The sequence below is a fragment of the Parabacteroides sp. AF17-28 genome (assembly GCF_003479205.1).
GTDB lineage: Bacteria > Bacteroidota > Bacteroidia > Bacteroidales > Tannerellaceae > Parabacteroides > Parabacteroides acidifaciens.
Window position 1 is genome coordinate 119,650 of sequence record NZ_QUGV01000010.1, and the last position, 23,376, is coordinate 143,025.

Below are 23,376 nucleotides of genomic sequence, written 5' to 3' on the forward strand. Positions count from 1 at the left end.
CTGTTGTTTTTGTTATTCTTACGATATGATTGAACGGACTTCGCCATCGGCAAAACGGGTTACCAACTCATCCCCAGCCTCTAATCCGGTAGCCTGCTTGATGATTTTACCGTCTTTCAGTGTCAGGCTGTAACCGCGCTTTAGCACATAATCCGGGGAAGCCATCTTGATAAACTGTTCGGTCAACTGGACAAAGCGGTTACGCTCTGCCAAACTGCTTTCCACACGATTCGCCAAACGCACTTGCATCGCTTCCAGCTTCGATGCCCATTGGTTTAGAAATGCATGGGCATCCGTTGGCAATTGCATGCCTATCCGTTGGAGCAGCGAACGATTCCGCTCGATCCGGTTTATTGCCAAGACAGGCAGACGGCTCCCTAACGATTGCAGGAAGTTCTTTTGTCTGGACAGGATATCGGTTGCCAACGAACAAACGTCCTGTTGCAGCTCTTCCACTTCCCCGGCCGCTTTATCCATCTGCCCGATCAGAAACTCGGCTACGGCAGTCGGCGTCTTCATCCGGGTATGCGCCACCATATCGAGGATCGTATCGTCGCGCTCATGTCCGATGCCGGTTATGACCGGAAGCGGGAACTGTGCACAATTAGCCGCCAGCAGATACGAATCGAAACTATTCAAGTCTGAAGTTGCGCCACCGCCCCGGATAATGACCACAACATCAAAACAGTCAATATGCCGATAAACGCGGTCCAGTGCAGCAATCACAGATTCCTCCGTCCGCTCTCCCTGCATAAGAGCCGGAAACAGTTTCGTGTAGAAAGGATAGCCTGCTTTGTTATTTGCCAGCTGATTCAGAAAATCTTCATACCCAGCAGCCGTAGGCGATGTGATTACCGCTATCCGCTTCGGCAAGGTCGGGAACGGCAATTCCTTATTCAACGTAAAGACGCCCTCCTCCTTCAATTGCCAGATAATCTCCATCCGTTTCCGGATCATATCACCCACTGTATAAGCCGGGTCTATATCCAATACCGTCAAACTGTAGCCATACAATTCGTGAAACTCGATCGAAACTTTGACCAGGACTTTCAGCCCGGAAGCAAACAATTGTCCGGTTTCCATCTCAAAATAAGGCTTCAACATACGGAACGTTTTTGCCCAGATAGAGCCGCGTGCCTTTGCGACCAGCTGTCCGGTTACCGGATTCTTCTCGATAAATTCCAGATAGCAATGGCCGGATGCAGCATTCGTGCGCACATCGCTCATTTCGGCACGTATCCAACACGTCTCCGGAAATGCGTTCAACACCGCCCCTTTCACCCGGTTATTCAGTTCCAGCAAAGAAAGCTCCTGCCGTTCCCGGTTTATATTATTTTGACCGTAAACCATTCTTTCTTTCCTTTTTATATGCTTTATAAAAATCAGGAATACCGTATCCGAATTCTTTATTCGGATGCTTATAGCGGTTAGATGAGCGGTTCATCAAACTGATCACTTCCCGATTGTTTAGCCAAGGCAATGACTGCCAAAGACAAATGCCCATTCCCGCCAGGATAGGCGTCGCAAAAGAAGTGCCGTTTGCATATCGGATATTTCCATTCGGCCCGATCACACAACTGCCTGTTCCCAAAGCGACCGCATCCGGCTTTACCCGACTGTCAGCCGTAAAGCCGACAGAACTGAAACTACTTTTCTTTTTATCTTCATCTATTGCACCGACAGTAAAGATTCCCGCCGCATCCGAAGGGAACGTTATCTTTTCCCAATCGCCGTTACCTTCATTCCCGGCACTGCAAAACACCAGGATTCCCCTGTCGGCAGCCAGACTTGCCGCGCGGCTAATCATAGCTGTTTTCCCGTCCAGAGCCGACTGGTCGTAAGAAAGCTCGTCCGCATCAAAAGAGAAATAGCCTAAGGAAGAAGATATCACATCCACACCGGCACTGTCCGCATATTCGACCGCAGCCGTCCAATAGTCCTCCTCTATCGGATATTCGGAATCACTATCCTCGCTCTTAAGCAAAAGATAAGAAGCTTTGGGAGCCGTCCCGACCATCACGCCCGGAATATCGGCTGCCAGGCAGGAAAGAACTTTCGTCCCGTGATCGTCTCCGACAAACACACTTTTACCGGGGAAAACAATATTATGTGTACCCAGCAAGCGCAACGAGTCGAAAGCCGATATCCGGTCTGCATTCATAAAACCGGCATCGATAACAGCCACCCGCATACCTTCGCCCTGGAAACCCGTTTCATGCAATTTGATTCCGTTCAGCATCCTGATCTGCTTCTCGGCATAGCCATATTCACGATCCTGCGGTTTGTCCGTAGACACAAACCGCTCTTCTCCCGTCTCTTCTGCGGGAACTTTCAGATTACCTTTCCATATCCACTTGACGGAATCGACAATGGACAATTGCTGCAACTGCCCGACGACAGTACTGTCCGCACTCTCAACCACGACAGTCGAAAACCATTTACTCTCCACAACCGGCTTCACACCCGTCTCCGACAGCATGTTGATATAAGAGCGGGATATGGGGAAATCGGCGGTTGTCACCGCAATATTATTTTTAGTCCTCCGTTCGATTGCCTGTTTGGACAAATAGGCTTCCGGTTCTTCCACCCGGTAGCCGCCATCGCCTTTATCTTTGAGATAAACACGAAAACGATAGTTTTCCCCCGCCCAAAGCCAGGCAGGAAGACAGCATAAGAATATGATTGATAAAAACCTTGACATTCTTTTTACATTCCTCTTTTTACGCAAAAATACAAATTGTACGGCATATAAAAAAGCCCGGCAACTCATCCGAGGCCGGGCCTATATCCTTATATCATTACTATTCGAAAATATCGCAAATAGGAATTTCACGTTTCACGCTCTGACGCAGGGAAATAAGCGTTTCGGTTGCCGTCACTCCCGGGATTTCCTGGATTTGTGCATTCAACAATTCCATCAAGTGCTCATTGTCGCGTGCATACAATTTGATCAGCATCGTGTACGGACCGGTTGTAAAATGACATTCCACTACTTCCGGTATCTTCTCAAATTCAGGAACCACATCTTTGTACATCGAACCGCGTTCCAGTTTCACCCCGATATAAGTACAAGTGTTGTAACCCAATATCTTCGGATTAATATGATAGCCTGACCCAACGATCACATTCATATCAATCATGCGTTGCACCCGTTGATGAATAGCGGCACGTGAAACGCCACATTCTTCGGCTACATCCTTGAAAGGAATCCTGGCATTCTTTGAAATAATGTTCAAGATCTGCCGGTCCAGTTTGTCTATCTTTTCCATCGCTTGTCTACTTTACTTTCCTTTTTTAGATTTAATGTATCAAAAGTATATAATAAAATTCAATACTATATCATTCTGAAAGAAAAAAGTATGAAATAAATAATAAAAGCGGGCGAAAAATGCTATTTAACATATTTCGCCCGCCCAATTATGTATAAAACGACAGTTTCTTATTTCTTTTCAGCCGTGCTATCTTTGACGATATCCAGCAATTCAATCTCGAATTTCAATGTGCTGTTCGGTTTAATATCACGTCCCATACCTTGTGGGCCATAAGCCAATTCAGAAGGGATCCAAACGATATACTTAGAACCAACCGGCATCAACTGCAGAACTTCCGTCCAACCTTTGATCACGCCGCCAACAGGGAACTGAGCCGGTTCGCCACCATGATCAAGGGAACTGTCGAATTTTGTTCCGTCCAACAAAGTACCTGTATAGTGAACTTTCACGACATCTTCAGCAGTCGGTTTTGCACCTGTGCCTTCTGTTACAACCTGATATTGCAAACCGCTTTCGGTTGTGATCACGTCTTTCTTCGCTTTGTTTTCAGCCAGGAACTTTTCGCCTTCTTCTTTCGTCTTATTTGCATCTCTTGCAGATGCTTCGGTAAAGTAAGTCTGGATGTAAGCCTGAGCGGCCTGCGGAGTCATCTTCATCGCAGAAGAATCGCCCTTGATAGCCTGGATGAAACCGGCGATCAGATCGTCAACGTTTGCAGGATCACCCGGCAGCGTTTTCAGATTTTCCTTATAACCAGCACCTGTGCTGATACCAATCGCATAGCTCACACTATCTGCGGCAGTCTTCAAAGATGCACTTTTGTGCGAATCGCAGGAGGTGAAACCCATGCCCATAGCTACAATCGCTGTAGCAACCAATACACTAATCTTTTTCATTTTTCTCTAATATGTTATTTTACTATATCCAATAATTCGACATCGAACACCAACGCGCTGTTCGGTTCGATTGCATCACCTGCACCATGTTCGCCATAAGCAAGGTTTGCGGGGATGAAAAGACGCCATTTGGAACCAACCGGCATCAGCTGAAGAGCTTCCACCCATCCCGGGATCACCTGTGACACACCGAATACGGCAGGTTCGCCGCGCTGTACGGAACTGTCGAATACCGTACCGTTGATCAACGTTCCGTGATAATGGCATTTTACCTTGTCGGAAGCAGTCGGCGTTGCGCCTTCACCCTTCTGCAGGATCTGATATTGCAAACCGCTGGGTAATGTTACGACTCCGGCTTTTCCTTTATTAATATTCAGGAACTCCTCTCCGGCTTTCTTATTAAGCTCCAGTCTTTCTTTCTGAAGATTCATGAAGTAATCGTTGATAACCTGTTTTGCTTCATCGTAACTGATTTCCGGCTGTGCTTCACTCAACACGTCCTTCAATCCTTTTACAAAATCCTCAATCTGAAGATTATTGATGCCTGAGTTCTGGAAATTATTTCCGATACTTAAGCCCAGTGCGTAACTAACTTTATCCATTCTTTTTCTTTTCAACTAATTATGAACCACAAAAGTAATGCTTTTAACCAGACAAACAGCAAACGGCAACACTTTTTTATTACTTTTGTATCAGTTATGGGAGAACGACAAACAGAAACAAGGCACTTTGCAATACTCTTTGAACAATACAAAGAGCCTTTTACGTTGTTTGCCAACTCCTACATACGCGACACTGCTGTTGCCGAAGACATTTATGTGGAAGCGATGATGCAATATTGGGAAAAACGCCATGAACTTCCTTCCGATACGAATATTCCGGCCTATATCCTTACCTCGGTAAAAAACAGAGCATTAAACCATTTACGGCATCTGAATGTAAGAACAGAGGCAGAGGAACAATTGTTCAGTCATAATGCCAGGGAATTAAATTTCCGCATCTCTTCACTGGAAGCGTGCGATCCGTCGGAACTATTTACCGCCGAGATGAAAGAAATCATCCGGAGCACATTCAATGAACTTCCCGAGCAAACGCGCCTGATCTTCCGCAAAAGCCGCTACGAGAACAAAACCAACCGGGAAATAGCCGAAGAGCTAAATATAAATATCAAGACGGTAGAATATCATATTTCCAAAGCCCTGAAACTCTTGCGTTCCCGCCTGAAAGATTACCTACCGCTTCTACTCCTTTTATACAGCAGCAGCCAGTAAAATTGCACGCCGGAGAAAAAAACACATTTTCGGTTTAGGGTATCATCCGAATGCCGTGTTATTATAACAAAAGGGCATTAAACACCTTAAATCCGATCAGATGGAAAAAGAATTATTACACAAATATTTTAGAGGAGACACCAATCCGAATGAAGAGAAACAAATCATGGATTGGGCGGACGCATCGCCTGAAAACTATCGCGCGTACTTAAAGGAGCGTAAGATATGGAACGCGATATTGGTCAATTACAAACAGGCCGAAAGCCAGCCGGTCGCCCATTTCTCCAAACATTCATTCAATTTATGGAAAGCAGTCAGCATAGCCGCTTCCATCGCCTTGCTTTTCTCCTTGTCATGGATGTTGTTAAACCCTTCGTCACGCGAATCAAAAGGCCATCAAGCCGTATTGGTTCCAGCCGGCCAGCGCGTGCAGCTTGTCCTGGAGGACGGGACCAAAGTCTGGCTGAACTCCAACAGCTCTTTCTCCTACCCGACTGCTTTCGGCAGCAAAACCCGCGAAGTGGAACTGAACGGCGAAGGCTATTTTGAAGTGGCCAGAAACGAACAAAAGCCTTTTATCGTAAAGACAAAGAAATATGATATCAAAGTGCTGGGAACTACATTTAATGTATATGCCTACGACCACGAGGCGAGTACTTTCGAGGCTTCTTTGCTGCATGGCTCCGTAGACGTCCTATCCCGGGAGAATCAAAATAACCATATAATTCTTAAGACCAAAGAGAAAGTGAGCGAGGTTAACGGTCTGTTGCAGAAAGTTGCAATAGACAACCTCGATCGCTTTAGATGGAAAGACGGACTGATCTGCCTGGACGATGTACCGTTCGAGATACTGATGAAGAAATTCTCTATCTATTATGATATCACGATCAAGATCGAAAACCCCAAAGTATTGGATTACCGCTGTACAGGTAAATTCCGCCAGAGCGACGGGATCGGATATGCATTGAGGGTTATACAAAAAGACCTGGACTTCCAATTCATCCGGGATGATGAAACAAACACGATCACAATCAAATAATTTATTAACCTTATAATCACAACATCATGAAGAACGGCCCATAAGTCACAAAAAGACAGCCGGAAAATGTCCCCACATCTTCCGGCCGGAATGTCAACCCGAGACAACTTCTCTAATTTTCCCAGTATTAACATTAAATCATTTACAAAGTTATGATAAATATTCTTTGTCAGACCTGTTTTATGCCTAAAAAGCACAAACAAAATAGTTTAAATCGCATCATGAAACTATCATTATTACTATTATGTATTACATTTTCAGTTTTTGCCAGGGATGCAAATTCTCAAAATGCAAAAGTCACATTAAACAAACAGAATGTCGCTGTACATGATATTCTGGATGCCATAGAAGAACAGACCGAATTCCTGTTTCTCTACAACAAACAAAATGTGAACGTTAATCGCCGGACCTCCATACATGTGTCCGATCAGACTGTTTCAAACGTGCTTTCCGAAATATTTAAAGGCACGAATATCTCTTTTAAGATGGAAGGAAAACATATCGTCCTTGTCCACAACCAGATAAAAGAAGATATTTCCGACAGGATTCAGCAGGAAGGAAAAACATTGAACGGCATTGTAAAAGACAAAAACGGAGAACCCATTATCGGAGCCAATGTTGTTGTAAAAGGAACCACAAACGGAACTATTACGGATATTGACGGACAATACTCTTTAAGCAATGTATCGAATAATGACATCCTAACCATCTCCTATATCGGTTATCTGTCAAAAGATATCCCGGTAAACGGGCAACAAGTTATCAACATCTTGCTGGATGAAGACACTCAAAAGCTGGATGAAATTGTAGTTGTCGGGTATGGAACAGTCAAAAAGAGAGACTTGACAGGTTCCGTTGCTTCTATCAATGCTGAAAAGATCGAACAGATTGCAGTTACCAACCCGGCATTAGCGCTTCAGGGACGCATCCCGGGTGTGCTGGTCGAACAAACAGATTATGCACCGGGCGGAGGTTTGAAAATCCGCGTCAGAGGAAACCGTTCGTTCAAAGCATCCAATGATCCGTTGTATGTTGTGGACGGCATGCCGCTAACCACCGGCATCGAAGCGATCAACCCTTCCGATATCGAATCTATCGACGTGCTGAAAGATGCATCTGCAACAGCCGTTTATGGAGCGCGCGGTGCAAACGGCGTTATCATTGTTACGACCAAAAAGGGAAAGGCAGGAAAAGTCCAAGTCGATTATAACGGCTATGTCGGCGTGCAAACTGTCGCCAAACGCCTCGATGTAATGGATGGAGCCGAATGGACTGAAGCATTACGGGAGGCATACCGCGCAACAGGCCTATACCAAAGCCCGACACCCTCGGCAGAAGAAGATGCGAAGATGCCTCGCCTGGCAGCCGACCCTTATTCGTTGGAATCGGTCTTAATGGCCTATGATGAAAACGGCAACTACGACCCGTCGAAGGTCCGATCTTTCGACTGGCAGGGAAACACGCTCCATGAAAGCCTCATCCACAATCACAACTTGAATATCCGGGGTGGTTCGGAGAAAACACAGTATTCGCTTTCCGCCTCTTATCTTTATAATGACGGGGTGATCAAGAACAGGGATTACGAGAAATATACCGTACGTCTGAATATAGACCAGGAAATAGGGAAAATCCTGAAAGTCGGCCTGCAGACACAATACATGCATAGCAATGAAAACAAAGATATCGGAATCTATGTAAATGCGATGAATAATTATCCGGTCAGTTCTCCTTACGATGATAAAGGGGAATTGATACTGAACCCTGGGGGTGACGCTATGCTGTATAACTCACTGATGGACTTGGATAACGCTATCAGCCTGCAAAAAATAGACCGTTACCTGGGTAGTTATTATGCAGAAGTCAATATCGTCGACGGATTAAAATTCCGCACCAATCTGGGAACAGACTTCAGACAAGTGCAGGACCTGGACTTTAGAGGTTCCATGACAACAGAAAACAAAGGAGGATTGTCTACGGCAAAAAATGCCGGAGAGAAAAGTTACCTGTTCACATTGGAGAATATGCTTACTTACTCGAAGAAATTCAACAAGACTCATGATCTCGGCGTAACATTGCTCCAATCCATCCAACGATTCGCCCAGGACAAATATGGTATCGAAGTAAAAGATTTACCTTACGAATACCAACATTTCTTTAATGTAGGATCAGCCTCGACGATCTCAGGAGTATCCAGCGATTACTTGAAATGGACACTTGCCTCTTTTATGGGAAGGGTTAATTACAACATAAAGGATCGCTACCTGTTTACAGTTTCCGCCCGTTATGACGGTTCTTCCAGGCTGGCAAAAGGGAACAAATGGGTCCTATTCCCAAGTGCGGCATTCGCCTGGAGAATCTTTGATGAACCATTCATACCCGAAACCAGTTTCCTGACCAACCTGAAGTTACGTTTAGGCTGGGGTCAAACAGGTAATTCAGCCGTTGATCCATACCAGACAATGGGCGGACTATTACTGCAAAAATACAATTTCGGAGGCACGAATGCGATCGGCTACTATCCCAATATCATGCCGAATGAAAACCTGACATGGGAAACGACTGCACAGACGAACCTGGGTATTGATTTCGGTTTCTTCAACAACCGCCTATCCGGTAGCATCGACCTGTATTTGCAACGGACAAAAGACTTGTTGATGAGTAGGCAATTACCGGTAGTTTCCGGCTACGAAAGCGTAATGGCCAATATCGGGAAGACACAGAACAAAGGTATCGAGATTGCTCTTAGCTCAGTCAATCTTGAATCCGAAAAAGGGCTAAACTGGACTACGGACCTGATGGTTTATGCCAATAAAGAGGAAATTATCGAATTGTATAATGGTAAAAAAGACGACATCGGAAACAAATGGTTCATCGGACAACCGATCGACGTGATCTACGATTACCAGTTCGACCGCATCTGGCAAGACACGCCCGAAGATCTGGCGGAAATGGCGAAGTTCAATGCGAACGGTTCCAGCTTTGTTCCGGGAACAATAAAACTGGTCGATCAGAACAACGACTATAAGATAACGGCTGACGACAAGGTGATCATCGGTAATTCCCGTCCGAAACTGGTGGTGAGCTTAGCGAATAACTTCTCTTACAAAGGCTTCGATTTATCAGTTTTCCTCAATGGAGAATTCGGGAAGAAGATTACATACGATCCGCCTTTGAACCTGAACGGACGCGAAAATTACGTCAATATAAACTATTGGACACCGTCCAACCCCAGCAACGAATGCCCACGCCCCAATGCAAACCAGACTCCGCAATACATCAGTGCCATCAAATACTGCAACGGGACTTACCTGCGCGTAAGGGATATCACACTTGGATATACGCTTCCTGACGTATTAACTAAAAAAGCATTTATAGAAAGGCTTCGGTTCTATGCATCCGTGCAAAATCCGTTCCTGTTCACAAGCTTTCCCGGCGTAGACCCGGAAGGAGCAAGAGGAAAAGAATATCCGAGTGTAAGAACATTCATGTTCGGAGCCAATATTAGTTTTTAATTTTATTCATCTTAATAATATCCATTATGAAAAGAAAAATATTTAATTATATACTTGCGTCGATATGCATCTTAGGGAATTATTCCTGTTCCAGCTTTTTAGAAGAAAAGATGGTATCCGGAGCAACAACCGACTATTATCAGACGGAGGAAGGAATGGAAACACTGATAGCCGCCTCTTATGCCAACCTGCGCTTCGGAGTCGGAGAAGAACGTGTCTATGCTTACCAGGATTTGGGAACGGATTGTTTTACGCAAGGTGGTGACGGTAATTTGCGGCAGTCGTTTAACCGGTATGAATCAACATTAGAGCCTACGTTAGGTTTGCTCTATTCCTTATGGCAAAACAACTATAAAGCGATTAATGCGACAAATACCGGGATCGAGATTATCCCACAGATGAATTCCAGCGAGGAATTTAAGAATAGGAAAATGGCAGACCTGCGCTTCTTACGGGCCAATTTCTATTTTGAGTTAGTACAGCAATTCGGCCCGATCCCCATCAATACCGAAGCAATAAAAGATGTAAAGACTGACTTCAAACGTTCTCCGGTAGCCGATGTTTACAAATTAATTATCAATGATTTGCGGTATGCAGTTGATAATTTACCTGAAACAGGAAACGAATCCGGCTATGCTACGACATGGGCTGCCTCTCATCTCCTGGCCAAAGTCTATCTGACCAGAGGTTCCGCAGTCAAAGACCAGCGAGGACAGCAACCTTCCGATATGGACAGCGTCATCTATTATACTGATAAAGTCATCAAAAGCGGAAGATTTGCTTTGGAAAATGAATTTACGGATCTGTTTGACATTAACAACCGGAAAAGCCAGGAGTTTATATTCTCCGTCCAGTTCAGCCAGGATGAAGTTTTCAACGGGAACGGAAACCAAATGCACATGTATTATGTCTGCGTTTATGAGAACTTTCCCGGCATGACGCGCGATATCGAGAATGGCAGGTCTTGGAAGCGCCTGAAACCGACTGATTATGTATTCAACGAGTTATTCGATCATAAGAACGACTCCCGTTTCTACAAATCTTTCCAGTGGGTTTATAAAGCGAACAACCCCTCTACGATTCCGGCATGGGAGAAAATCACAGACAAAAACGGGAACGTCATCTTTGCCCCCGATCCGAGTTTGGAAGGGAAACCGAAATTTGCACAGGGAGACACAGCCGCCTATTTTATTCCGAAAGAATTGCCGCTTTCCGGCGATGCACTTACGGCCTATTGTGCAGCTAAGCCTTATACGTTTGTTCCAATCAACAATTACACGGAGTTATTATATCCGACACTGATTAAATGGCTGGATCCGACAAGGCCCGACATGCAATATCAGACCGGTTCCCGGAATTGGGTGAAGATGCGTTTCTCCGAAACTTACCTGATGGCAGCAGAAGCCTACGGAAGGAAAAATGATTTTGCCAAGGCGGCAGAATATATCAACATCGTCCGTGCCCGTGCAGCTTATAAGGAAGGAGAACTGAAACCGGCCCAATATTGGACAATAGAAGATGGCAAATATGAAGACCGGATGAAATCGACCCAAACGGAAATGATGGTTACACCAAGCGATATCAGTTCAAACTTCATTGATTTCATGCTTGATGAACGCGGCCGGGAATTCCTGGGTGAAGCCTGTCGCTGGGAAGATTTGGTGAGATGTGAGAAGCTGATTGAAAGAGTCAAAAAATACAATGTATTGGCTGCTCCTAACATCAAGGAATACCACAAATTACGTCCAATCCCGCAAAACCATATCGACCGTTTGGACCCGCAAGGCCCGATAAACGAAGAACAGAATGAAGGTTACTACTAATGCCTATGTGGATCAGTTAAACGATATAGAACAATAAGTATCGGTAAAATAGAGGAGGGAGTGTCCGACAATCAGACATTCCCTCTTTTCATCTAAAATGAAGAATCAGTAATATGAGGCGCAAACAAAAGAATCGTTCATGGAGTTCCATCTAATAGGAAAATATGAGAAAAAAGTATTAATTTTACCAGCTATTACAAAAACAGTAGTTGACTGACAGTAATGTCTTTGCCAAGAAGCGTAACATAAAATATATTGCTTCAGCTTTTGGTATAGTGATTAAAGTAAAATTAATATGATGATTACCGAATCACAAAATATAGAGTTCAAAGAGAACTGGCGAGACGAATATCTGAAATGGATATCCGGCTTTGCCAACGCGCAGGGTGGCAAGTTATATGTCGGTGTGCGTGATAGTGGTGAGGTATGCGGTATTGCAGATGCAAAAAAACTGCTGGAAGACATTCCCAATAAGGTGCGTGACCTGATGGGGATTCTTGTAGATGTCAATCGGTTGGTAGACGACAACAAAGAATATATAGAAATCGTTACCGAAGCCTATCCTTATCCTATTAGCTATCGCGGCCATTATTATCTACGAAGCGGAGCTACTAATCAAGAATTAAAAGGAATAGCACTCGACCGCTTCATGCTCCGCAAGCAAGGGCGCACTTGGGATGGCGTGCCTGTACCATCTCTAAAAACAGAGGATCTGGATAACACCACATTCGATCTATTTCGCAAATATGCCAAGCGAGGTGGACGTATGGATGATACCGATTTGAAAGACAATAATCGGGAACTTCTTGACAAACTGCGTCTTATAGAGGGGAATTATCTCAAACGTGCAGCTGCACTTGTTTTTCACCCTGATCCGGAAAAGTTCGTTACAGGTGCTTTCATAAAGATTGGTTACTTCAAAGAGGAAGCCAATTTGATATACCAAGATGAAGTGCATGGCAACTTATTCCAGCAAGTAAAAGCAGCAATGGATCTACTGACAACAAAGTATCTTCGTGCTATGATAAGTTATGAGGGCATTCATCGGATCGAATCATTTCCGATACCACGAGAAGCGTTACGCGAAGCACTTCTGAATTCGATAGTCCACAAATCGTATGAATCGCTGACACCTATACAAATCGGAGTGTATGATGACAGGTTGGAAATTTGGAACTGCGGAATATTGCCTGAAGAATGGACGATAAGCAATCTATTAGGCAAACACCGTAGCCGGCCTTACAATCCAGACATAGCAAATGTGTTCTTCCGTGCGGGAGAAATAGAAGCATGGGGACGAGGAATAGAACGCATCATTGCAGCTTGTAAGACTACCGGATCTCCTGCTCCCGAGTTTCAATACGAGGGTGGAGGTCTATGGACAACTTTTTATTTCAGCGAAAACTATCAAAAAAAATTATTGTCTCTGATCCAAAAGCGACCAGAAAGCGACCAGAAAGCGACCAGAAAGCGACCAGAAAGCGACCAGAAAAGACAAGAAGATGCTATCATTGAACTAATTAAAGAGAATCCATCTATTTCAAGGAAGGAAATAGCAAGTTTTTTGAATATTCATGATAGTAGTGTAAAACGCCGTTTGGATTCACTTCAAGGGCGAAACATTATTCTTCGCGTTGGCCCTGCTAAAGGTGGTTATTGGAAAATTCAAAATTAAATACATTATATTTTAGACCATGAGAATTAAATTGACACTTATCATCCTTTTAGGATATTTGCTATGCGGAGCCTGTTCTGATTCAGTAAAAGATTCCGGTGCGGATCGCGACATCTCCATCGCCGACTCGATGTACGCCAATATCCTGACCAAGTACAACGTTGAAAAATATGGTTTGCTGCAGGAGACCTATCCCGCCAATCCGAATAACCAGGTCACTTACCTGGCAGAAGGATCGGAGCAGAAACGCGATCAGGAAGTATCTTTCCTCTGGCCCTATTCCGGAATGCTATCGGGAGGGATTGCGCTTTACAAAACGACAGGAGATGCCAAATACCTGCAAAGCCTGGAAGAACGCATCCTGCCGGGACTGGAACTGTATTGGGACAACACTCGCGAGCCGAACTGCTATCAGAGCTACCCGATGTTCAACGGCGAAAGCGACCGCTTCTATGATGACAACGACTGGTTGGCAATCGACTTTTGCGACCTGTATGCGCTGACTAAGAACGAGAAATATCTGGAAAAGGCAAAGGCCCTCTATACCTATATATATAGCGGCTGGGACGATGTGCTCGGCGGCGGTATCTACTGGTGCGAACAGAAAAAAACATCCAAGAACACCTGTTCCAACGCACCGGCAACCGTTCTCTGCATGAAGCTGTACAACCTGACGAAAGACAACGCCTATCTGGAACAGGCAAAGAAAACATACGACTGGACCAAGAACAACCTCCGCGACCCGGAAGACTGCGTTTATTGGGACAATGTCCGCCTGGACGGAAGCATCGGCAAAGAGAAATACACGTACAACAGCGGGCAGATGATACAGGCCGGCGTCCTTCTCTACCAGCAATCGGGCGACGAAGCTTATCTGAAAGACGCACAGGAAACGGCCAAAGGCGCCTATCAGCGTTTCACCGAAGTGCGCAAAGCCATAGACGGTACGGAAAGCCGTTTCTACACGGCCAGCCCATGGTTTAACGTGATCCTGCTGCGCGGCCTGGTGGCACTTTATGAAGTAGACCATAATCCCGAATATATCCGGACAATGGCCGACAACGCCCGCTACGCCTGGGATCATACCCGCGACGTGAACGGATTCCTCGACAACGACTGGACAGGCGTCAAGACCAAAAAGCACAAATGGCTGTTAGACAATGCCTGCATGGTCGAACTATTCTCTGAAATCAATAACATCAAATAAATAACAGACAAGATGACAACACGCAGAAACTTTCTGAAAACAGGCGGCCTCTCATTAGCAGGCCTGATGGTAGGACAGAACTCATTTGCCCGTATGGCTGAAAAAGCCGGAAGCGGACTTACCGGCGATGCTTCCGCCATGCAATATGTTTGCAAACGTCCGGCACCGGAGAAACGTCAGTTCACATCCGAAGCAGTGGAAAAAGCGATCGCCACCACAAAGGCGAAGTTGAAGGACCCGAAACTCGCCTGGATGTTTGAAAACTGTTTCCCCAACACACTGGATACGACTTGCGAACACAAGATGGTAAACGGCAAACCCGACACTTTCGTCTTGACCGGCGACATCCACGCTATGTGGCTGCGCGACTCATCCGCCCAGGTTTTCCCGCATATCCAGTTTGCTAACGACGATCCGAAAGTAAAGACTATGCTTGCCGGCGTAATCAACCGCCAGACCTGGTGCATCAACATCGACCCGTATGCAAACGGATTCAACGAAGGTCCGACCGGCAGCGAATGGGAAAGCGACTTCACAGACATGAAAAAGGAATTGCACGAACGCAAATGGGAAATCGACTCCCTCTGCTATCCGATCCGCCTCGCTTACCATTTCTGGAAAACGACAGGCGACACCTCTCCTTTCGATGCAGACTGGGACAAGGCGATGAAAACCGTCTACAAGACTTTCATCGAACAGCAACGTAAAGACGACCTCGGCCCGTACAAGTTCAGACGCAAGACAGACCGCCAGGGCGACACGCTGTTGAACGACGGTTGGGGCAGCCCGGTAAAACCTGTCGGCCTGATCGTCTCCTCTTTCCGTCCGTCGGACGACGCCACACTGTTCGGCTTCCTGATCCCGTCGAACCTGTTCGCCATCACTTCACTTCGCCAGTTGGCCGAGATGATGCGCGAGATCAAACGCGATAACGACTTTGCCCGCAAGTGTGACTCGCTTGCCGATGAAGTACAGGCAGCCGTAGACAAATACGGAGTTGTCGAACATCCTGAATACGGAAAAGTATATGCATTCGAGGTAGATGGCTTCCATAATCATGTCTTCATGGACGACGCCAACGTGCCGAGCCTGCTCGCACTGCCCTATTTAGGATGCGTGGATATGAACGATCCGATCTACCAGAACACACGCCGCCTGGTGCTCAGCGATTCCAATCCTTACTTCTTCCAGGGAAAAGCCGGCGAAGGTATCGGCGGACCGCATATCGGTTTCGGTTACATCTGGCCGATGAGTATCATCATGCGTTGCAACACAACAAACGACAACGACGAAATCCGCAAATGTGTCAAGATGCTTCGCGATACGGATGCAGATACCGGCTTCATGCACGAATCCTTCTACAAGGACGATCCTGCCAAGTTCACCCGCTCGTGGTTTGCCTGGGTAAACACATTGTTCGGAGAAATGATCTATCGCCTGGTGAAGGAAGGAAAGGTCGATATTCTGAATAATCTGGGATAACAAAGATATAAAGGGTGTTTAACCGTGGGGGTGTGTCAAAACTGTCCTGTTCCCGCGCTTGACGCGGGATCGCATTAAAACCGACCATATAAGCAACTGATTGATAAGGTCTGTTCTTTTGCGGCCCCGCGTCAAGCGCGGGGACAAGGGTGTTTTGACACATCCCCACACCTCGTTAAATCATCATTTAATTATAAACAACTATTTATAGATAAACGCCCTTACTGCCTATTTTTCTTTCAGCAACTTCTCCAAAAGCGCATTTTTTTCTTTTTCAAGAGCAAGCATCCGCTCGTAAAGAGAGGCTTGTTCTTTGTTTAGTTCCATTAGCTGGTCGACTGGATGAATTTGGTTCTCTATATTATGATCTTGTTCTACCACACCGACATTACTGCTCCCTGTCTGGAAAGTATTATTCTCTATCACGATCGAAGTCGGGTTTTCTTCCAGCTTTTGAATAATTTCGGGGGAAATATGCAAGATATTCGCAATCTTAACCAAGAGATCTTCTTCAATCACTCTTTTCTGCTCTATACGGGACACGGATTGCTGGTTAATCCCCAACAAATCTGCAAGGACCTCCTGTTTCATACCAATTAATTGACGAAACTTTCTGACGTTAGCTCCTTGATGTACGTTCCCTGTTTTGATATCTTCTGTTTCCATTTCGCTTCTATTTATATATAGGATGAAACAAATATAAGAACTTTTATATCATTCTTATCTATTCGTGGGAAATAACAAGACAAGAATATTTTCCGGCACCCAAAAATATGTAGTAAAAAACACCTGCTCCTGTGTATTTTACACAAGTCCTAATGATCCGCGCTATTCCCGGTTCTGCCTTTCTTTGCAAAAAACACATAATGAGAAAAATTCCTATACTGACAAGCGCCACGCTCCTATTGCTGCTGGTATTGGTTTGCAACACCTACAGAAAGCAAGGCGAAGAGCCTTGTTACGTCACCTATCAGGTTTCCACACACGATATACACCCGCATAAACTGTTAATTTCTTATCAAACGGAAGATTCATTAAAGACCTTTTTCTGTTACGACAACAAATGGGAAAAAGTAGTCAGACTGCCATCTAAAGAGCTCGCATCTATCTTCGTCCAAGATATCTTCGACCCGGAAAACGATTGTATCTATCTGGAAAAAGAGGGAACAACCTTTGGACGGGAATGGGACATCGATCCGATCTCCGTCCGCATCGTATATAAAAACAAAGTTGCATTGACAACAGGAAGCAAATTCCTTCAGCTTCATTTTAAATAAGAGAAGCATTCAAATATTCTTAATTGCAAGCCTGCGTTCTCACAAATGTAAACAGGCCGGATTCTATGCCCATGGAAATCAGATTGCATGGGCATGGAATTTTGAATGGATGGGCATGGATATTTTTTCAATATCCAAGGGCTTATTGTATAAAACACTTTTTTTAGCTTCGGAAGAGACCCGAAACCAAACGAATGTTGATCCACTTTTCAGTCGCCAAAAAGGGGCTTTTTACTCTTTCCTGGGAGTCTATTGCCGGGAAGTCAACCTTTATTTCATTTTCCCGGCACTTTATCGCCCTGAAGACGGTCGTCATACCCTATGAAGACGGTCGCCATTTAAATGAACACGGTCGCGACGGCGATGAAGACGGTCGTCATGGCGACAAGGTCCTAAAATTTCCTTTGAATATTTGGAACGCCGTCCGTCTTCGTTTTGCTACAGGCGATTCTCCGGGAGTTAAGCTTTATCACTTTGCCGGTGTTTCCGGTTTCCGGCAATCAAATTGCACGGTTTTTCAAACTGCCTGCGCACGTCGCTCCATCTGTTGTCAATAAAGAAGACGAAAACCGTGAAAAGAGTCAATTCAAAATCGATCAAGATTTCGGACGAAATAGAAAAACAGGCAAAAAGAGGGGTTATTGTCTTTTTCGTGCAACTATTTCCTTTCTGCGTGCATCTATATAATAGTAAGCACTTAAAATATCTATCCTATGAAAACAACACTCTTATCAGCGATTCTATTTACCTTTTGTCTTTTGTCCTGTACAAATGACGATGGCGGGGATTTCGGGAAAGACACTCCGCGTTATGACATTCCGCTGTCAACTAAATCTGGTGAGATCAATACACAAGTACAAAGGTTTTCCTTCGACTTTTACCGGGAAATTGCAAAAACGGAAAAGGATAAGGAAAACTTTTGTATCTCGCCCTTGAGCGCCAGCCTTTGCCTGGGCATGGTCCTGAACGGAGCGGATGGCAAGACCTATACAGAGATGCAGAAAACACTCGGCTTTGAAGGTTTCACCAACCAGCAAATCAACGAATATGTGCAAATGATGCAAACCGAACTACCCAAACTGGACGGGCGAACGATCTTCACGAATGCCAACAGCCTGTGGGTAAGAAACGGTTTTCCCCTGCTGCCGGAGTTTATCCAGACCAATCAGACCTATTATAATGCGGAAGTCAGCAACGAACCGTTTGACAACAGTACAGTGGAAAAGATCAACAGCTGGTGCAATCAAAAGACAAACGGGTTGATCCCGGAGATCATCAATAATATACCTGACAAAGCTGTTAGCTACCTGATCAATGCAATCTATTTCAAAGGCCTCTGGAAAAACGAGTTCAAGGAATCGGACACGAAAGACGAAACATTCTATCTGGCAAGCGGCGGAATAGTAAGAGTCCCGACCATGAGACAGACGCAAAGCAACAATTACTACGCCGACGAAGACGTGCAGGTCATAGAACTGCCTTACGGGAACGGCGCTTTAGCATGGTCCTTTTCATCCCAGCCGACCGTAAGAAAAAAGATATCGATAAAGTGATTGCAGACCTGGATGTGGAAACATGGCTCAACTGGAACGAAAATATGCATCCCGCTGGTGTGACGATATATCTTCCCCGCTTCCTGATCAAGACAGAGAAAGACCTGATCGAGACAATGAAAACCCTCGGTATCCATGATGCTTTCGATTCTTTTCTTGCGAACTTTGCCAATATGTCAACAGCGCAAGAGCTCTACATTGGGATGCTGAAACAGAAGACATACATCGAGCTGAATGAATCAGGCACGGAAGCGGCAGCCGTCACGATAACGGGAATAGAAACAAATGCTGCAAATCCTTCCCAGCCCGCCGAAATCCGTTTCGACCACCCCTTCGGCTACGTGCTGAAAGAAAAAAGTACGGGCGCCATCCTATTTGCAGGCAAAGTTGGGAAGCCGGAATGATTTTTCTTTCCTATATTTGTGAGGAATATAGAACAACTGCCTTATGAAAAAGAAATTAGTCGTGCTGACCGGTGCAGGGATGAGTGCCGAGAGTGGTATTTCGACGTTCCGTGATTCGGACGGACTGTGGGAGAAATACAGGGTGGAAGATGTGGCGACGCCGGAAGGTTTTGCCGCCGATCCGGAACTGGTGCTCAACTTTTACAATCAGCGACGCCGGGAATTGCTGAACACAAAACCCAACGCCGGGCATATCGGGCTTGCCGAACTGGAAAAAGAATTCGACGTCCGGATCATCACCCAGAATATAGACAACCTGCATGAACGGGCAGGAAGCAGCCAAGTCATCCACCTGCATGGCGAACTGATGAAAGCCTGCTCCGTGCGCGACCTGAATACGACATACGATATCTCGCCCGAGAACCCCGACCTGCATATCGGCGACAAGGACCCGCACGGCGTGCAACTCCGCCCCTTTATCGTTTGGTTCGGCGAAGCGGTCCCGATGATCGATCCGGCCATCCGCCTGGTGGAAGACTGCGATATCTTCGTGGTGATCGGCACCTCGCTCAATGTCTATCCGGCAGCCGGACTGCTTAACTACGTCCGCCGGGGCCAGCCGATCTACCTGATTGACCCGAAAGAGGTGAAAGCCTATCGTGACGATATCCATTTCATCCGTAAAGGAGCGTCGGAAGGCGTAAAAGAGTTAAAGGGATTATTACTGCAAAATCATTAATACGTTCTTAAAATCACTTACATAATAGAAGTAATTCATTGCTTTTCTATTAAATTTGCGGAGTAAACACATAGAATAAGTATTATTGAGAATGGAGCATAATCCGACGAAGATTCCTTCGCCCCTACTTTCCCTGGTTCCCATACTTGTTTTGGTAGCCCTTTTATTCGTAACAATACGCACGTTCGGCAGCGATGCCCTCAGCGGCGGAAGCCAGATCGTATTGCTTACAGCCACTGCTGTCTGCTGCCTGATCGCCATGGCATACAGTAAAGTGCGCTGGAAAGCGCTGGAACTGGCAATGATCAACAATATCACCGGAGTCGCAACAGCTCTGATCATCTTGCTGATTATCGGTGCCCTGTCGGGAAGCTGGATGATCAGCGGTGTCGTCCCGACCCTGATCTATTACGGGATGCAGATTATCCACCCCAACTTTTTCCTTACGTCCACGTGCATCATCTGCGCAGTCGTTTCAGTCATGACGGGAAGTTCGTGGACGACGATCGCCACCATCGGGATCGCCCTTTTAGGCATCGGGCAGGCACAAGGTTTCTCCGACGGATGGATTGCCGGAGCGATCATATCGGGAGCCTACTTCGGAGATAAGATATCCCCGCTTTCCGACACGACGATTCTTGCCTCATCAGTGACGGACACGCCTCTGTTCAAACATATCCGGTATATGATGATTACAACGGTACCCTCTCTGGTAATCACGCTTATCATCTTTACCGTTGCCGGTCTTTCTCACGAGGCAACGGCAACCGACCAGATCGCACAATATTCGGTAGCGCTCGACCGTACGTTCCATATCACACCCTGGCTTCTGATCGTTCCGGTCGTGACCGGTATTATGATTGCAAAGCGGGTTCCGTCTATCGTCACGCTGTTCATTTCGGCGGCATTAGCCGGACTCTTCGCCTTGATCTTCCAGCCACATCTGTTGCAGGAGATTTCCGGTTTACCGGTACAGGACATGCAATCCAACTTCAAAGGCCTATTGATGACATTCTATGGCAGTACCGGGATCGAGACAGGCAATACGGAACTGAACGACCTGGTTTCCACACGCGGAATGTCGGGTATGCTGAACACCATATGGCTGATCCTTTGTGCCATGTGTTTCGGCGGGGCAATGGCGGCAAGCGGTATGTTAGGAAGCATCACATCTGTGTTCCTGCGCTTCATGAAACGAACGGTCGGACTGGTTGCATCGACGGTTGCATCGGGGCTGTTCCTCAACATTTGTACGGCAGACCAATATATTTCCATCATCCTGACGGGAAATATGTTCAAAGATATTTATGAAAAGAAGGGCTATGAAAGCCGCCTGCTGAGCCGTACGGTGGAAGATTCGGTCACCGTCACTTCCGTACTGATCCCGTGGAACACCTGCGGTATGACACAGGCTACGATCCTCGGGGTCGCGACATTCACCTATCTGCCTTATTGTTTCTTTAATCTAATCAGCCCGTTGATGAGCATCACGGTTGCCGCGCTCGGGTTCAAAATAAAAAGGAAAAATGAAAAAGCAGAAAGTGTCGTTACTGGCTAAGGTCGTCATTGCCATTGCAGCCGGTGTTGTGTTCGGGCAGTTCCTGCCCGGCGGGATCGCCCGCATCTTTGTTACGTTTAATTCTTTGTTTGGAAACTTCCTGTCGTTCTCGATCCCGCTTATCATCTTAGGATTGGTCACGCCGGCCATCGGCGATCTGGGCAAAGGGGCAGGCAAACTGTTAGCGATAACGGCACTGATCGCTTACGGCTCGACTATCTTTTCCGGCTTCTTCACCTATTTCAGCAGCTCGGCCATCTTCCCGCATATCCTTCCGGTCAATGCGGAGCTGACCGCGATGGAGAACCCCGAAGATTTCATGCTGCAACCCTATTTCACGGTTGCCATGCCGCCATTGATGGACGTTATGACAGCCTTGTTACTTTCTTTCACGATCGGGCTCGGCCTTTCCTATATCAACGGGACTACTCTGCGGGATGCGTTCGCCGATTTTCAGAAGATCATTATCAAACTGATCGAGGTGGTAATCATTCCTTTGCTGCCGATCCATATCTTCGGTATCTTCCTGAATATGACGGTGAGCGGACAGGTATTGAGCGTGATTACCATGTTCCTGAAAGTCATCATCGTGATATTCGTTCTGCATGTGTTACTGCTGCTTATCCAGTTCTCCATAGCCGGAGGCGTCAGCGGAAAAAACCCGCTCAAGCTGTTAAAGAATATGCTTCCGGCCTACGCGACAGCCTTAGGGACACAGTCCTCAGCGGCCACGATCCCTGTGACATTAGTACAGGCGGTCAAGAACGGCGTGCGGGAAACAATCGCGATTTTCGTGGTTCCACTCTGCGCCACAATCCACCTGTCCGGCAGTACGATGAAGATTACGGCCTGCGCAATGGCCATCATGTATATGTCGGGCGAGCCGGTCACATTCACAGCACTGGCCGGTTTCATCATGATGTTAGGCGTGACGATGGTTGCCGCTCCGGGCGTTCCGGGCGGGGCTATCATGGCGGCACTTGGTCTGCTGCAGAGTATGTTAGGATTCAATGAGACACTTCAAGCCCTGATGATTGCCCTCTATATCGCGATGGACAGCTTCGGCACCGCCTGCAACGTAACAGGTGACGGGGCGATCGCCATCGTTGTGGATAAAATAGCCGGCGAACCGTCTGCCAACTAAAGATCGCACAGCCTTTCCACCCCTTTTTCCCTCATCATGGTTGCGGCGATATGGGCGCAGGCATAAGCGTCCGCCATCGCATGGTGATGATAAGTCAGATCGTATCCGCAATGGGCGGCAACGGTCTGGAGTTGATGGTTGACCAGGAAAGGATACATCCGCCGGGACAGGCGGCAGGTGCAATAAAACTGATATTTGGGATAGGCCAGGTCGTAGGCAAGATGGGCGGCTTTCAAGCAACCCTCGTCGAACGGGCTGTTATGGGCCACCAACGGAATATCCTGCAACTTGGCGGCGATACCGGCCCAGACTTCTTCAAAGTCGGGCGCATCGAACGTGTCCTGCATCGTAATACCATGCACGGCTGTCGTCCACCGGGTATAAAAATTCGGAGTAGGACGGACAAGGCTATAGATCGAGTCTATAACCTTGTTGTCCTCTACAATAGCGATGCCTACACTGCATATGCTGCTGCGCTGGTTGTTGGCTGTTTCAAAATCGATTGCTGCGAATCTCTCCATTTG

Annotated in this window: 21 protein-coding genes; 14 read left to right on the top strand and 7 right to left on the bottom strand. The window is 46.3% G+C overall.

Annotated elements, in window-relative coordinates:
- Positions 1-18 precede the first annotated feature (18 nt).
- The 5 genes from xseA to DWW90_RS09410 all read right to left on the bottom strand — a co-directional run bounded on the left by xseA (position 19) and on the right by DWW90_RS09410 (position 4,770).
- The gene (gene xseA / locus DWW90_RS09390; RefSeq protein ID WP_122344797.1) at positions 19-1,350 is read right to left on the bottom strand and encodes an exodeoxyribonuclease VII large subunit; all 1,332 of its coding nucleotides are present in this window, start codon (positions 1,348-1,350) and stop codon (positions 19-21) included.
- Positions 1,331-2,701: a S8 family serine peptidase gene (locus DWW90_RS09395; RefSeq protein ID WP_122344798.1), complete on the bottom strand. Its 1,371-nt coding sequence runs from the start codon at positions 2,699-2,701 to the stop codon at positions 1,331-1,333. Before DWW90_RS09395 ends, xseA begins: the two co-directional genes overlap by 20 nt.
- Before the next feature lie 100 nt (positions 2,702-2,801).
- The gene (locus DWW90_RS09400; protein WP_115500693.1) at positions 2,802-3,269 is read right to left on the bottom strand and encodes an Lrp/AsnC family transcriptional regulator; all 468 of its coding nucleotides are present in this window, start codon (positions 3,267-3,269) and stop codon (positions 2,802-2,804) included.
- 170 nt (positions 3,270-3,439) lie between these two features.
- Complete coding sequence (locus tag DWW90_RS09405) at positions 3,440-4,168, bottom strand: FKBP-type peptidyl-prolyl cis-trans isomerase (RefSeq protein ID WP_115500692.1); 729 nt, start codon at positions 4,166-4,168, stop codon at positions 3,440-3,442.
- A 14-nt stretch (positions 4,169-4,182) separates the two neighbouring features.
- Entirely contained in the window at positions 4,183-4,770 is a 588-nt protein-coding gene (locus DWW90_RS09410) for an FKBP-type peptidyl-prolyl cis-trans isomerase (RefSeq protein WP_122344799.1), read from the bottom strand.
- A gap of 96 nt (positions 4,771-4,866) precedes the next feature.
- Here DWW90_RS09410 and DWW90_RS09415 point away from each other — a divergent pair, with 96 nt between their 5' ends.
- From DWW90_RS09415 to DWW90_RS09445, 7 genes are all read left to right on the top strand, one after another.
- Positions 4,867-5,439 (top strand): RNA polymerase sigma-70 factor, encoded by a 573-nt coding sequence (locus tag DWW90_RS09415; RefSeq protein WP_122344827.1) that lies wholly within the window; start codon positions 4,867-4,869, stop codon positions 5,437-5,439.
- A 100-nt stretch (positions 5,440-5,539) separates the two neighbouring features.
- Positions 5,540-6,478: a FecR family protein gene (locus tag DWW90_RS09420; protein ID WP_122344800.1), complete on the top strand. Its 939-nt coding sequence runs from the start codon at positions 5,540-5,542 to the stop codon at positions 6,476-6,478.
- Between the two features lie 221 nt (positions 6,479-6,699).
- Positions 6,700-9,990, top strand: coding sequence for a TonB-dependent receptor (locus DWW90_RS09425; protein ID WP_122344828.1), 3,291 nt, complete (start codon positions 6,700-6,702; stop codon positions 9,988-9,990).
- A gap of 26 nt (positions 9,991-10,016) precedes the next feature.
- Entirely contained in the window at positions 10,017-11,813 is a 1,797-nt protein-coding gene (locus tag DWW90_RS09430; protein WP_122344801.1) for a RagB/SusD family nutrient uptake outer membrane protein, read from the top strand.
- 295 nt (positions 11,814-12,108) lie between these two features.
- A complete protein-coding gene (locus DWW90_RS09435) occupies positions 12,109-13,488 on the top strand; it encodes an ATP-binding protein (RefSeq protein WP_233547690.1) in 1,380 nt (459 codons plus the stop codon).
- A 19-nt stretch (positions 13,489-13,507) separates the two neighbouring features.
- Positions 13,508-14,695: a glycoside hydrolase family 76 protein gene (locus DWW90_RS09440; protein ID WP_233547691.1), complete on the top strand. Its 1,188-nt coding sequence runs from the start codon at positions 13,508-13,510 to the stop codon at positions 14,693-14,695.
- Between the two features lie 12 nt (positions 14,696-14,707).
- Positions 14,708-16,177 carry a glycoside hydrolase family 125 protein gene (locus DWW90_RS09445; protein WP_122332039.1) on the top strand — a complete coding sequence of 490 codons (1,470 nt, stop codon included), beginning with the start codon at positions 14,708-14,710 and terminating at the stop codon, positions 16,175-16,177.
- A gap of 228 nt (positions 16,178-16,405) precedes the next feature.
- On the opposite strand, the gene DWW90_RS09450 is transcribed toward DWW90_RS09445, so the two are convergent.
- Positions 16,406-16,843: a helix-turn-helix domain-containing protein gene (locus tag DWW90_RS09450; protein WP_122344802.1), complete on the bottom strand. Its 438-nt coding sequence runs from the start codon at positions 16,841-16,843 to the stop codon at positions 16,406-16,408.
- A 200-nt stretch (positions 16,844-17,043) separates the two neighbouring features.
- Between DWW90_RS09450 and DWW90_RS09455 the strand changes: the two genes are divergently transcribed.
- The 7 genes from DWW90_RS09455 (at position 17,044) to DWW90_RS09485 (ending at position 22,852) form a co-directional block, all read left to right on the top strand.
- Complete coding sequence (locus DWW90_RS09455; protein WP_147382415.1) at positions 17,044-17,454, top strand: hypothetical protein; 411 nt, start codon at positions 17,044-17,046, stop codon at positions 17,452-17,454.
- A gap of 194 nt (positions 17,455-17,648) precedes the next feature.
- Entirely contained in the window at positions 17,649-18,011 is a 363-nt protein-coding gene (locus tag DWW90_RS20385; RefSeq protein ID WP_147382416.1) for a hypothetical protein, read from the top strand.
- 156 nt (positions 18,012-18,167) lie between these two features.
- Positions 18,168-19,007: a serpin family protein gene (locus tag DWW90_RS09465; RefSeq protein WP_122344805.1), complete on the top strand. Its 840-nt coding sequence runs from the start codon at positions 18,168-18,170 to the stop codon at positions 19,005-19,007.
- On the top strand, positions 18,956-19,411 hold the full coding sequence (locus DWW90_RS20945; RefSeq protein WP_122344806.1) for a serpin family protein: 456 nt from the start codon (positions 18,956-18,958) through the stop codon (positions 19,409-19,411). Before DWW90_RS09465 ends, DWW90_RS20945 begins: the two co-directional genes overlap by 52 nt.
- 43 nt (positions 19,412-19,454) lie before the next feature.
- On the top strand, positions 19,455-20,150 hold the full coding sequence (locus DWW90_RS09475; RefSeq protein ID WP_122344807.1) for an NAD-dependent deacylase: 696 nt from the start codon (positions 19,455-19,457) through the stop codon (positions 20,148-20,150).
- 91 nt (positions 20,151-20,241) lie between these two features.
- A complete protein-coding gene (gene nhaC / locus DWW90_RS09480; RefSeq protein WP_122344808.1) occupies positions 20,242-21,708 on the top strand; it encodes a Na+/H+ antiporter NhaC in 1,467 nt (488 codons plus the stop codon).
- Positions 21,677-22,852, top strand: a complete 1,176-nt coding sequence (locus DWW90_RS09485) for a dicarboxylate/amino acid:cation symporter (RefSeq protein ID WP_122344809.1) — start codon at positions 21,677-21,679, stop codon at positions 22,850-22,852. Before nhaC ends, DWW90_RS09485 begins: the two co-directional genes overlap by 32 nt.
- Here the strand turns inward: DWW90_RS09485 and DWW90_RS09490 are convergent.
- Positions 22,849-23,373: a 3'-5' exonuclease gene (locus DWW90_RS09490; RefSeq protein WP_115501088.1), complete on the bottom strand. Its 525-nt coding sequence runs from the start codon at positions 23,371-23,373 to the stop codon at positions 22,849-22,851. The genes DWW90_RS09485 and DWW90_RS09490 overlap by 4 nt on opposite strands.
- Positions 23,374-23,376: the final 3 nt, after the last annotated feature.